This is a genomic window from Cohaesibacter sp. CAU 1516 (assembly GCF_005771485.1).
In the GTDB taxonomy this organism is placed as follows: domain Bacteria; phylum Pseudomonadota; class Alphaproteobacteria; order Rhizobiales; family Cohaesibacteraceae; genus Cohaesibacter; species Cohaesibacter intestini.
The window spans coordinates 864,543-876,164 of sequence record NZ_VANT01000001.1 but is presented as its reverse complement, the minus strand read 5'-3'; the positions used below and the strand labels follow the sequence as shown (position 1 = coordinate 876,164).

12 protein-coding genes are annotated in these 11,622 nt (G+C 55.8%); 3 read left to right on the top strand and 9 right to left on the bottom strand.

The window, feature by feature from the left end; translation table 11 throughout:
• The first annotated feature begins 5 nt into the window (after window positions 1–5).
• The gene (locus tag FDK21_RS04090; protein ID WP_138147941.1) at window positions 6–440 is read left to right on the top strand and encodes an HIT family protein; all 435 of its coding nucleotides are present in this window, start codon (window positions 6–8) and stop codon (window positions 438–440) included.
• A 59-nt stretch (window positions 441–499) separates the two neighbouring features.
• Here FDK21_RS04090 and FDK21_RS04085 read toward each other — a convergent pair whose 3' ends face one another.
• The 6 genes from FDK21_RS04085 to clpS form a co-directional block, all read right to left on the bottom strand.
• Window positions 500–865, bottom strand: coding sequence for an AzlD domain-containing protein (locus FDK21_RS04085; RefSeq protein WP_245418400.1), 366 nt, complete (start codon window positions 863–865; stop codon window positions 500–502).
• Window positions 862–1,617, bottom strand: a complete 756-nt coding sequence (locus tag FDK21_RS04080; RefSeq protein ID WP_138147576.1) for an AzlC family ABC transporter permease — start codon at window positions 1,615–1,617, stop codon at window positions 862–864. The genes FDK21_RS04085 and FDK21_RS04080 overlap by 4 nt, the downstream gene beginning before the upstream one ends.
• A 70-nt stretch (window positions 1,618–1,687) precedes the next feature.
• Window positions 1,688–3,109 carry a TrkH family potassium uptake protein gene (locus tag FDK21_RS04075; protein WP_114009060.1) on the bottom strand — a complete coding sequence of 474 codons (1,422 nt, stop codon included), beginning with the start codon at window positions 3,107–3,109 and terminating at the stop codon, window positions 1,688–1,690.
• 179 nt (window positions 3,110–3,288) lie between these two features.
• Window positions 3,289–3,537 (bottom strand): hypothetical protein, encoded by a 249-nt coding sequence (locus FDK21_RS04070; protein ID WP_138147575.1) that lies wholly within the window; start codon window positions 3,535–3,537, stop codon window positions 3,289–3,291.
• 65 nt (window positions 3,538–3,602) lie between these two features.
• Complete coding sequence (gene clpA / locus FDK21_RS04065) at window positions 3,603–6,059, bottom strand: ATP-dependent Clp protease ATP-binding subunit ClpA (protein ID WP_138147574.1); 2,457 nt, start codon at window positions 6,057–6,059, stop codon at window positions 3,603–3,605.
• Window positions 6,060–6,068: 9 nt separating this feature from the next.
• Window positions 6,069–6,395: an ATP-dependent Clp protease adapter ClpS gene (gene clpS, locus FDK21_RS04060; RefSeq protein ID WP_114009063.1), complete on the bottom strand. Its 327-nt coding sequence runs from the start codon at window positions 6,393–6,395 to the stop codon at window positions 6,069–6,071.
• Between the two features lie 456 nt (window positions 6,396–6,851).
• Between clpS and FDK21_RS04055 the strand changes: the two genes are divergently transcribed.
• Window positions 6,852–8,321 (top strand): SPOR domain-containing protein, encoded by a 1,470-nt coding sequence (locus FDK21_RS04055; protein WP_246657481.1) that lies wholly within the window; start codon window positions 6,852–6,854, stop codon window positions 8,319–8,321.
• 174 nt (window positions 8,322–8,495) lie between these two features.
• On the opposite strand, the gene FDK21_RS04050 is transcribed toward FDK21_RS04055, so the two are convergent.
• The 3 genes from FDK21_RS04050 to FDK21_RS04040 all read right to left on the bottom strand — a co-directional run bounded on the left by FDK21_RS04050 (window position 8,496) and on the right by FDK21_RS04040 (window position 10,567).
• Entirely contained in the window at window positions 8,496–9,194 is a 699-nt protein-coding gene (locus FDK21_RS04050) for a DnaJ domain-containing protein (protein WP_210238666.1), read from the bottom strand.
• Between the two features lie 86 nt (window positions 9,195–9,280).
• Window positions 9,281–10,036 carry a VWA domain-containing protein gene (locus FDK21_RS04045; RefSeq protein WP_138147573.1) on the bottom strand — a complete coding sequence of 252 codons (756 nt, stop codon included), beginning with the start codon at window positions 10,034–10,036 and terminating at the stop codon, window positions 9,281–9,283.
• Between the two features lie 96 nt (window positions 10,037–10,132).
• Window positions 10,133–10,567 carry a DUF1489 domain-containing protein gene (locus FDK21_RS04040; protein WP_114009066.1) on the bottom strand — a complete coding sequence of 145 codons (435 nt, stop codon included), beginning with the start codon at window positions 10,565–10,567 and terminating at the stop codon, window positions 10,133–10,135.
• Window positions 10,568–10,718: 151 nt separating this feature from the next.
• Here FDK21_RS04040 and FDK21_RS04035 point away from each other — a divergent pair, with 151 nt between their 5' ends.
• Window positions 10,719–11,615: an NAD-dependent epimerase/dehydratase family protein gene (locus FDK21_RS04035; RefSeq protein WP_114009067.1), complete on the top strand. Its 897-nt coding sequence runs from the start codon at window positions 10,719–10,721 to the stop codon at window positions 11,613–11,615.
• Window positions 11,616–11,622: the final 7 nt, after the last annotated feature.

The following is an 11,622-nucleotide window of genomic DNA, read 5'->3' as shown; positions in this document are numbered from 1 at the left end:
GCGTGATGACGACACCTGCCTATGACACCGACAATATCTTTGCCAAGATCCTGCGCGGCGAGCTGCCAGCCCACAAGGTCTATGAAGATGACATGACCATTGCGATCATGGACATCATGCCTCGCGCCGACGGCCACACATTGGTCATCCCGAAAAATGCCTCGCGCAACCTGCTTGATGTCAAGGCTGAGGACATCAACGCCGTCATGGCCACGGCCCAGAAAATCGCCCGCGCCCAGATGACGGCCTTCGAGGCCGATGGCATCACCGTGCAGCAATTCAACGAAAGCGCTGGCGGACAGGTGATTTTCCATCTCCATGTCCATGTCATCCCGCGCAAGGAAGGCGTTCCGCTCAAGCCTCATACCGGCGAGATGGCCGACGGAGAGCTGCTGTCGGGCTTTGCTGACCAGCTGCGCAAGGCACTTGAGGCAGCATAAGCCAAGCCCCAAAACAGAATCATAGAAGGCCCCTCCCCGGGGCCTTTTTCTTCGCTGCATCAGAGCGTTGCGCCAAATAGCAGCGACAGGGAAACCAGAGTTCCGCCGCCGACAACCACCGCCAAAAGCAAGTTTCGGATGAGGCCAAAGTAAAGCCCGACAGCAAGCCCCACCGCCACCAGCCTGATCCATACCGGCACTTCCACCAGCGCACCGGATGGAAACAGGATCAACCGCATGATGACCCCGGCCACCAAGGCATTGGCCACAGCACGCGCCAACAGGATCCACTCGCTGTCATCGCGCAGTCGCCCGGCAAAGGCAATGCCAATCCAGCGCCAGATATCGGTCGGAATGGACGCTGCCAAGAGAATGAACAGAAAAGGCCACCAAGCCGCATCAATGGCGTCAAAGGTCAGATTCATGCCCGCTTCCTCGCAACATAACCGATCCCGTAAGCAGCAATACCACCAACCAGCCCGGTCCAGATCAGATCCGTTCCCGGCACATAGAGGGCAAAGAGCGGCCCCAGCGCAAAACCGAAGATCAAGGCAAGGCGATCAGACAGGATCCGCGCCGCGCTGGGCAGGGTCAGCATGAAATAGAGCGGCGTTGTCATGAACAAGGCGGCGGCGACAAGGGGCGGCACCAAGCCGGCAATCGCAAAGCCCAGAGCCGTGACGAAAATATTGATCGTCGTCAGCGTCAGCGCAAAGCCTGCATAGAAAGGCACCCGTGCATAGCGCGGCAAGGCGAGCAAATGGGTCATGCCGAAAACCCACGAAGTGATGGCCGTCACATGGCACAGAATCACCAGTTTCCATGTCGGGGTGTTCCGGCCGCGCACTTCCGGCACGAAAGCCACAATCATCGGCATCATCCGGATCGAGGCCAAAGCAACCGCCGTGGCAATCGCCAACAGCCCCGCGCCGGACACAATCCCGCCCACCAGAACAACCGCACTTGGCAAGGCCCAAATGGACAATGTCATGAACATCGCATGGGTGACATCAATGCCGCTCTCGCGTGCAAAGCCGCCAAAGCCCGCAAAGGAAATGCACAAAACCGCCGCCGGGGTGGAAATCAGGTGCCGCATGCCGCGCCGATACCAGTAGAAACCGGAGCGTCGCGGTGCCTCCTTGTTTGGCGGCGCACTCAATGGGTCAGTCTTGCTCATTCCAATGCTCTTGTGTTCCAAAGCCAGAAAAGGGTAGCCACATAAAGATCCAATCGACGGACCGAGGCTTCTACCAACGCCAGAAAGCAGGTGTCAGGATTGCCAGTCCAGACAAGATCTCAAGCCGTCCCAGGATCATTTCCATGGCCAGCAGCATCTTGTCTCCGTCGGGCAAAGTGGTGAAATTGCCTGCAGGACCAATAATTTCCCCAAGCCCCGGCCCAACATTGGCCAAAGCCGTAGCCGACGCACTGATCGAGGTCATGAAATCCAGACCCGAAATTTCAAGCAAGATGGCAAAGAAGGTGAATGTGCCGAAGAACAGAAAGATCAGGCTCATGGTCGAGACAGCCATTTCATCGTCGACAATCTTCAACCCATAGCGCATTGGCCTCACCCGATGTGGATTGACCAGTTTGCCGACCGCATTTTTGAGCACTTCCCACGCCACGACAAAGCGGAATTGCTTGAGGCCGCCCGATGTCGACCCGGAACAGGCCCCGAAGAATGTCAGGCCAAGGAAGATTGCCCAGAAGAGCGGTCCCCAAAGCTGATAGTCCCCAGCCGCATAACCCGTCGTCGTCATGATCGAAATGACATTGAACAGCGACAGAACCAGATCATTCAACTCGGTTTCCGGATAGACCATTTCCTTGGCAAGGAAGATCGCCACTGTCGCCCCAATCACCACTTTCACATACAGCGCAATCTGCGGATCCGCCTCGCGATCAGTCGCGGTCAGGCGAATGAGATACAGAAAGGGAAGCCCGCCCAGAAACATGAAAAAGGAGGCAGTCAACAAGATGCCCATAGAGTGGAAATGCGCCAGAGACTCATCCGATGTGGAGAATCCCCCCGTTGATACCGTCGTCATCGCATGATTGACCGCTTCGAACAGGGTCATGCCGAGCAGGAAATAGGCAGACGCACAGGTCACCGTGAGAACCACATAAACGGTGGCGATCTTGGCCGCCAGATCCTGAATGCGTGGATAGGGATTCTCGCTCTGCTCAGAGCTTTCCAGAAAGAACAGTTTCTGACCACCCATGCCCAGCACCGGCAGGATCGCCACCCCGATGGCAACAATCCCCAACCCACCGATCCATTGCATGAAGGAACGCCAAAACAACAGGCCCGGAGCCATGCTATCCAGACCGCTCAGCACCGTTGAACCGGTGGTCGTCAGGCCGGAAACCGTTTCAAAGAAGGCATCGGCGAAACTCAGATGCAACGAAGAGAAGTAAAGTGGCAGAGAGGCAAACAGACTGATCAGGATCCAGATGCCATTGACAAACAGGATCGACTTGCGGATCGACCAGTCTCCCTCCTGTTCACGCACAGCCAGAAACAGCCCGACGCCAAAGGACAGACAAATCGTACCACTGCCGAAAAAGACCAGCCAATCATCATCGTGAAAGGACAAATCGATGATGGCCGGTAGAAACATCAGGCCGCCAAGGATGGCAATCAATATCCCGAGAACAGAGACCATTGGATCCACTCTTTCCTGTCGGCGTACCCTGTCGCCAGCAAACCCGGCGGAAAATACGCCCCTGAAAGGAGAAAGAAAAGGCAGCTTGTGAATAACAGCTATGCGGCTTTGAGGGGAGAGACTAAGGGAAGATGCTGAGACACGATGAAAAGCAAGGCATTCCGGGCAAATTCGGGCCCTCAGTCCTCGCCTCCGAAGAACTTCTGATAAACGAGTGTTATCAACAGCATATAGCCAGCAGCCAGCGACAGGACGTTTTTCAGAAGCTCCACCCCATCCGCTTGGCCGGTTACCGGATCAATCAGACTGCCAAACAGGCCATTGGGAAAGGCCGCCCGCATGGTGGCACTCGCGCCCATCAGGGCAGCGATCGCAAAAGCGAAGAACAAGAGAAAACGAGCGAGCCACGGTGGGATATCAGGAAACATGGTGCATCAGTCTGGCAAAAGGGAACCCAAATGACAAATGCCGGACCAAGGCCCGGCATAGTGTGTTATTTCTTCTCGACCTTGGCAACTTTTGGCACGGAGCCGCCTTTTTTCGGAGGGGAGCGACGGCGTTTCTTCGGCGCATCCTTTTCCTTGGCAGCGTCCTCATCCTCTGCCTTGGGCTCGTCCTGAGGATCATCCTCTTGCTCCTTGGCCTTGGATGGCTTGACTGGAGCATCTTCGAGTACGGTGAGGAACAGTTTCTCCATATTGTCGAGATCGATATCGACCTTGACGGTGCCGCCTTTGGTCAGCTTGCCAAACAGGATCTCCTCGGCCAATGGCCGCTTGATATGTTCCTGAATGACACGCCCCAACGGACGCGCTCCCATCTTCGGATCATAGCCTTTTCTGGCAAGCCATGCGGTCGCGGCATCGGTCAGCTCGAATGTCACACCACGATCGGCAAGCTGCGCTTCAAGCTGCATGACGAACTTGCGCACCACCTGATGCACCACTTCAGTCGGCAGGGAACCAAAAGGAATCACCGCATCCAAACGGTTGCGAAATTCCGGTGTGAAGAGCTTGTTGATCGCTTCTTCATCATCGCCCGAGCGCGCATTGTTGGTGAAGCCCATGGCCGGTTTGTCCATTTCGGTCGCCCCGGCATTGGTGGTCATAATCAGAATGACATTGCGGAAATCAACCCGCTTGCCATTGTGATCGGTCAGTTTGCCGTGATCCATCACCTGCAACAGGATGTTGAAGAGATCCGGATGGGCCTTCTCGACCTCATCGAGCAGCAGAACGCAATGGGGATGCTGATCCACCCCATCGGTCAACAAACCACCCTGATCAAAGCCGACATAACCCGGAGGCGCACCAATCAGACGCGAGATTGTGTGGCGTTCCATATATTCCGACATGTCGAACCGCAGCAGCTCGACCCCCATCAGGTCGGCCAACTGACGCGCTACCTCGGTCTTGCCCACCCCGGTTGGACCGGAGAACAGATAGTTGCCGATGGGTTTTTCCGGCTCACGCAAGCCAGCCCGAGCCAGTTTGATCTGGCTCGTCAAGGCATCGATCGCCTGATCCTGACCGTAAACCATCCGCTTAAGATTGGTTTCCAGATTGCCCAGAACTTCCTTGTCATCCTTCGACACCGTTTTGGGTGGAATGCGGGCCATTGTTGCGACGGTCGCTTCCACTTCCTTGGCGCTGATGCTTTTGCGGCGCTTGGATTGCGGCATCAGTTGCTGCGCTGCCCCGGTTTCGTCAATCACATCAATGGCCTTGTCCGGCAATTTGCGGTCATGAATATAGCGGGCCGACAATTCCACCGCCGACTTGATCGCATCATTGGTGAATTTGACGCTGTGATAGTCTTCGAAATAGGGCTTCAGGCCTTTGAGAATATCGATGGCATCCGGGATGGATGGCTCATTGACGTCGATCTTCTGGAAACGACGCACCAAGGCGCGGTCCTTCTCGAAGAACTGACGATATTCCTTGTAGGTCGTAGACCCCATGCATCTGAGATTGCCCGCAGCGAGCGAAGGCTTGAGCAGGTTGGAGGCATCCATAGCCCCGCCAGAGGTCGCACCCGCACCAATCACCGTATGGATTTCGTCAATGAACAGGATTGCCCCGTCATACTCTTCAATTTCCTTGATGACGCGCTTCAGGCGTTCCTCAAAATCACCGCGATAACGGGTTCCGGCCAGCAAGGTGCCCATATCAAGGGAAAAGATGGTCGAGCCTTTAAGGACGTCCGGCACCTTGTCTTCGACGATCCGCTTGGCCAGCCCTTCCGCAATGGCGGTTTTACCGACCCCCGGATCACCAACAAATAACGGGTTGTTCTTTGAACGGCGGCAAAGCACCTGAATGGTCCGGTGGATCTCGGCATCACGCCCGACCAGCACGTCGATTTTGCCGTCGCGCGCCTTGTCGTTGAGATTGACCGCATAGGCCTTGAGCGCTTCGGCACCGCTGGTACCGCCCTCATCCTCTTCACCTTCGAAATCGATATCATCATCCTCATCGGCACCGGTCGGCGAAAGCCCATCAGCCATACCGGGCACCTTGGAGATGCCGTGTGAAATATAATTGACCGCATCATAGCGGGTCATGTCCTGATCATGCAGGAAGTAGGCTGCATGGCTTTCGCGCTCTGCAAAGATAGCCACAAGCACATTGGCTCCGGTCACTTCCTCGCGGCCCGAAGACTGCACATGGATCACAGCGCGCTGAATAACCCGCTGGAATCCAGCCGTCGGCTTGGCATCGAGTGATTTTTCCAGCACCAGATTGGACAATTCATTGTCGATATAATCTTGCAGGTTGGCTTCCAACAGACGCAAATCGACCCCGCAGGCACGCATAACAGCGGCTGCATCACTATCTTCGATCAACGCCAGCAGGAGATGTTCCAGTGTGGCATATTCCTGCGATCGCTCATTGGCAACCGACAGAGCTTTATGCAGGGCAATTTCAAGGCTGTTAGAAAATGATGGCACAGGCGTTCCTCACTTCTTTTCCATAATGCATTGCAGCGGATGCTGGTGTTTCTGGGCAAAATCCATAACCTGTGAAACCTTTGTCTCGGCAACTTCATAGGTAAACACACCACATTCCCCGACACCATGATGGTGAACATGGAGCATGATCCGCGTCGCGTCTTCCCGTCCCTTGTTGAAGAAGGCCTCCAATACATGCACAACAAACTCCATCGGCGTGAAGTCATCATTGAGCAGCAGAACGCGATACATATTCGGACGCTTCGTTTTGGGCTTGGCCTTGGTGGCCACCCCAAGCTCTTCATCTTCATCCAGGCGACGAATATCTTTACTCATTGCTTAGACTGTCTCCGTCAGATTGTCCGCCCGAATGGGCCGAACCCCTTCTTTGCCAAACCCTGCCCAGCCCAAACCGGCACTGGTATTCTTTGGCAAGTCGTAAAAAAATTCAAAGGGAACACGACGTATGCAATATGATACGCAACGCTCCCCTCTCGCCGATCAATAATGTAGGCATCTTTCCCCGCAATTGTAAGGGCAAGGAGCCTCATTGCCAAATAGTCCGAAAGTCGCTTTTTTTGTGAATCTTTTCAAAGTCTTGCTGAACGCGGGTTAACCATATGGGCGTGAATCGCCTCGCAAATTGCACTCGGCTCAATTGCTTTTTACCATTTCCTAACCCTGTGTCACTAGGCTGGAGGCAATATGAGAACGAGGCGCAATTGCGCCCAATCCTGGCCAAAAAAGCGTGCTTCATAGCCGCCGTATGACAAACTTTTAAAAGGACGTCACGTGTTTAGAGTAGCGTTCAATGCCCTTCTTTGTGCAAAAGGGTCACGCCCGGCAATCGCTTGCCTTGCAGCTCTGTTTCTGGCCCTTGCCTCCTTGGGTGCAGCGACCCCTGCTGTCGCCAATTCGAAATATGCCGCTTACGTCATCGACGTGAAGAGCGGCAAGGTTCTGTTTTCCCGCAATGCCAACTCCTTGCGGTATCCGGCATCGCTGACCAAGATGATGACGCTCTACATGTTGTTCGAGCGTTTGGAAAACGGATCCCTCACCCTCAACAGCCGCCTCAAGGTGTCCAAGCATGCCGCCGCGCGCCCGCCATCCAAGCTGGGTCTGCGTCCCGGCAGCTCGATCCGCGTGCGCGATGCCATTCTGGCACTGGTCACCAAATCCGCCAACGATGTGGCAGCCACGATCGCAGAAAATCTTGGCGGCACGGAATCCAACTTTGCCAAAATGATGACGGCCAAAGCCCGTTCCATCGGCATGAGCCGCACCACCTTCAAGAATGCCTCGGGCCTGCCGAACAAATATCAGAAAACCACGGCCAAAGACATGGCTTTGCTCGGACGTGCCTTGCAGGACCGTTTCCCCAAGCAATATAAATTCTTCAACACCCGGGCCTTCAAATATGGCAAGCGGCGTTATGGCAACCATAACCGTCTGCTGGGCCGCGTCAAAGGTGTTGATGGCATCAAGACGGGCTATACCCGCGCCTCTGGCTTCAACCTTGTGTCCAACGTAAAATCTCGTGATCGTCACATCGTTGCCGTCGTCATGGGCGGGAAAACAGGTCGCAGCCGCGATGCTCACATGAAGAAGCTGATCGCCAGCTATTTGCCGAGAGCGAAGTCCGGCCGCCGCCTCACAGCCCTCGTCGTGCCGCGTGCGGGCACCAAACGCAGCTACATCCAGCTAGCCAAACAGGTTCCATTGCCACGCGCCAAGACCTTGGGTAGCAATGTAGTACTGGCCTCGGCTCAACAGCCTTCCGACATGGTCGCCTCTTATGCTCCTCAGCAGAAGCTGGCTTCCCTGCCGCGAATCAATCCTACCCTCGATGATGCGTCAGCGATCGAGACGGCGTCTGGCACAGTGACAAACCACAAGCCACGCGTCACCACCGCAGCTTTGGCCATCCTGCCACGTGCTGCCAACGATCCGATTGGTGATCTGTCGACCCACAGCCCGGTCCTGCCAGAAGCGGCTCCCGTTAAGGCACGCCCGTCCGGTTGGCATATTCAGCTCGGTGCAACACCGAGCCTTGAAGCAGCAAACCGTCTGCTGGCCAAGGCCCGCGCCAAAAACCAGCGCCTGCTGGTGGCCAAACTCAATCATACAGAAACCGTTCAGAAAAACAGCGACACCCTCTATCGCGCCCGTTTTGCCGGTTTCGAAAGCAAGTCTGCAGCCCGTTCGGCCTGCAAGATCCTGAAGAAACAGAAATTTGCCTGTCTGGCCCTCAAGCCTTGACCGGTACGAACCCTTAAACCGGTCCGGCAGACGAACCTCCGATCGCCTGCCGGATCAAAAAATCCTGATCACGACCCGGTTGGTCGATGTGGTCATTGAGTAAAGTTTGTGCGTAACCGATCCGGGTATCATTCCCCGTCCCAGATTGGTCATCAGTAAAAGAGTAATTGGAGATCAGCCATGTTTTCGCATCAAGACGGCCTTGGCAGCGTTGATCTTGGCAGCAAGAAAAGTCGAGCCCCCCTGGTCAGGGTGGACCCGCTTCATCAAACGCCTGTGAGCAGCAGCAACTTCCGCCGCACTGGCATCAGCAGAAAGCCCAAGAATTTGATAGGCTTCCTCCTCGGTCATGGGGCCAGAATCCGCCGTGCTTCCTTCCCCGTCATGCGTGTCCGTCTCGAATGCGTCACGCCAGTCGGCACGCCGGCCGTCAAGATAGGCTTCAAGTAGATCGCGGCTTTCGCGATCCATCCGGATTTCGTCATAGAGGCTGATCAACTCAGCCTCTGACAATCCATCAAGATCCCGCCCTTCGAAATGGCCAGCCAGAACCTGACCAATGATGATCCCGGTATCATGGTCCAGCGTCATTTCAAGAGCCGCCGTGCGCACCGTTGACCCACGGCCCGTCGCCCGATCAGCCCCCGCTCCGCTCGGTTTGCGCATCAGCATCCCCCACGCCATCACCGCCACCGGCATTGCCAGAACCCACTGGCGACGCAACAGCAGAAACGCTGCGAACAGGGTCAAAACCACGCCTGCAAGCCGATAGAGAAGCTGAACGACATCAGCTGTCTGTGCATAGGCAGCCCAACGCGCCAGACCAACAACCACAACAAACAGCAAAAGACCGGCAAGCAGATAAACCATCATCCATCCATCTAAGTGAAGCCGCAGAGCCAGAGACTCACCGCGCGGCGTAAATTTGTCTTCTTATATGGCTTGGCAACCGAAAGCGATCAATCGGGACTGTTGAGTTTCCGAACCTGCTTTTTCAGCTCCGGCGGCAACAAAGACACATCCCCCCCGGTCGCCGCATAGGCTGCAATGCCTTTGAGATAGTCTGCCAACTTGTTCTTGGCATGGCTGTCAAACTGACCATAGGCCCCACCCGTCAGTCGGGCAATGTCACGAAAGATCACAGAGGCCAGCGGATCACTCCCCTCCTGAAAGACGAAAACCGGGATTCCCTTGAGCGCGATATCACCGGCTAGCCCGACAATTTCATCGGGGTTTTCTTCCAGATTGTCGCCCACATAGACAACAGCATTGATTTTGCTCTTTTGGGATTCGGTCTTTACATGCTGCAGGATGCGCCCCAGTTGCGTCCGGCCTGCACGGCAGTCAAACCGCTCCATCCACCGCACCATATCGGCCGCTTCCCGAGTCCAACGACTGGCCCTGCATTCCGCCGTGCCACGGAAATAAACCAACTGCGTTGCCAGTCCCCCATGCAGGGAGGCAACGGAAAACATCTCACTTTGCAGGGAACAGGCCACATCCCAGGTGGGTTGACGACTCATGGTGGCATCAAGCGCAAAGATCAAATGACCGCTCGTTGGCTTCAGGCCCTTGGCAGCATGCGCCTGACGGACAAGCTTGGTCTTGGCAAGAAAAGCAGCCACCTGTCCCTTGTCGGCATCGGGGACGACATCCCTCGCCCGCTGCTCGACCTTCAAGTCTCGCCCATCTTTCGCGCCTTGCTTATCCTTCATAATGCCTCCCTGCCATAATGCCTCCCTGCATGTTCACGCTGTCAGTATAGCATCGGATGTGGGGTGAATGCGGAAAAGACACAAGGGGTCAAAGCCTCACAACAACCCAAGTTCGGCCAGCTCGCGACGGAAGTCTTCGGGCAAATCTTCACCGCCCGACAAGGATCGCAAATCCCGCGGCGCATCACTGGCTTTCAAATAGCGCCAGCCCTGAAAGGCACGCTTGGGCTGGGATTCGGTGCGATGTAAAATCGGCTCCATGACAATCTGACAGCGCGAAATGCCATCGTCGCCCGTCACCTGTCGCAGATCAATGATCGGCTGACGCGCCAGAATCATGCCTTTGATCACCCAATAAAGCGAGCCGCCGTCAAGAATTTCATCCCGGCGCTTCGGCTTCATCCGCGTGGTGTGAATGTGTTCAAGCGGTTCCCCGTGCGCCGCCAGCAGGCGATGCCGCCGCTCGACCCAGGCCTCAAGATCGTCAACGGAATCGACGCCGACACAAAGTTTCAACATATGCACTGTCATGCCCGCTCCATATCACGGCCCTTGACCGCAATAAAGAAAAGGTCGCATCAACAACAAAAGAGGTCATGAAATTATACACATTTTGCGCTAAGTTGCAGTCAGGCTCACTTAAACCCACCGTGGTCCGGCGGAGTTTGTAAGGAAGATTTGAATGAAGATTTTTGTGACCGGGGGAACTGGTCTGGTAGGCAGCGCTGTTGTAAAAGCCTTGATTGCGCAAGGACATACGCCCACAACTTTGGCCCGTTCCGATGCCAGCGCCGACATTCAAAGCGCCATGGGGGCAACGCCTGTGCGCGGCAGTCTGACCGAACCCGAACATTGGGTCGATGAGGCGCTGGCACACGACGGCATCATCCATGCTGCGGCCACATTCGAGCATGACATGGGCGATGTCGATCACAAACTGATCTCCAGTCTACTCGACGCGGCAAAAGATCTGCCTGCAGACAGGAAACTGCCCTTCCTTTACACCGGCGGCTGCTGGCTCTATCCGGAAGAACCGGTGATTCCCATCACCGAGCGCCATGTGCTCGATCCATTGCCGGAGTTCGCCTGGACGCTGGACAGCATCGAGCAATTGCATGCCAGCCCCAATATGCTGTTGACCGTCATTCACCCGGCCCTGGTGGTTGCGCCGGGTCGCGGCCTGATCGCCGATTATGCCCGAGACTTGAGGGAAAATGGCAAAATCACCATCACCGGTGCAACCGACACCCACTTCCCCTTCATTCAGGCCGACGATCTGGCCGACCTCTATGTTCGCGCCCTCGACAATCGCGGCGATGGCCTGCTGCTCAACGCCACCGGCATCAAGAGCACCACGCCAGAAGAGGTTGGCAAACTGGTCGCCAACAAACTGGGCCTGCCCTATGAGGCCAATGTGATCACCTTGGAAGAAGCGCAAAAACGCTATGGCAACTGGGCCTCGGGCTTTGCCCGGTCCCAACGCATGGAAGCCGACCGCGCCAAGGATTTGCTTGACTGGCAACCCAGCTATGACACAATCGAAGCCATGGTCGACAACAGCTTGTCAAAGCTGGACTGATCCGGGC

Bases quoted from the DNA above. Each gene is read 5' to 3' on its own strand.
- FDK21_RS04090 (WP_138147941.1), top strand. From the start codon at position 6: ATGACGACACCTGCCTATGACACCGACAATATCTTTGCCAAGATCCTG.
- FDK21_RS04085 (WP_245418400.1), bottom strand. From the start codon at position 865: ATGAATCTGACCTTTGACGCCATTGATGCGGCTTGGTGGCCTTTTCTG.
- FDK21_RS04080 (WP_138147576.1), bottom strand. From the start codon at position 1,617: ATGAGCAAGACTGACCCATTGAGTGCGCCGCCAAACAAGGAGGCACCG.
- FDK21_RS04075 (WP_114009060.1), bottom strand. From the start codon at position 3,109: ATGGTCTCTGTTCTCGGGATATTGATTGCCATCCTTGGCGGCCTGATG.
- FDK21_RS04070 (WP_138147575.1), bottom strand. From the start codon at position 3,537: ATGTTTCCTGATATCCCACCGTGGCTCGCTCGTTTTCTCTTGTTCTTC.
- clpS (WP_114009063.1), bottom strand. From the start codon at position 6,395: ATGAGTAAAGATATTCGTCGCCTGGATGAAGATGAAGAGCTTGGGGTG.
- FDK21_RS04050 (WP_210238666.1), bottom strand. From the start codon at position 9,194: ATGATGGTTTATCTGCTTGCCGGTCTTTTGCTGTTTGTTGTGGTTGTT.
- FDK21_RS04045 (WP_138147573.1), bottom strand. From the start codon at position 10,036: ATGAAGGATAAGCAAGGCGCGAAAGATGGGCGAGACTTGAAGGTCGAG.
- FDK21_RS04040 (WP_114009066.1), bottom strand. From the start codon at position 10,567: ATGACAGTGCATATGTTGAAACTTTGTGTCGGCGTCGATTCCGTTGAC.
- FDK21_RS04035 (WP_114009067.1), top strand. From the start codon at position 10,719: ATGAAGATTTTTGTGACCGGGGGAACTGGTCTGGTAGGCAGCGCTGTT.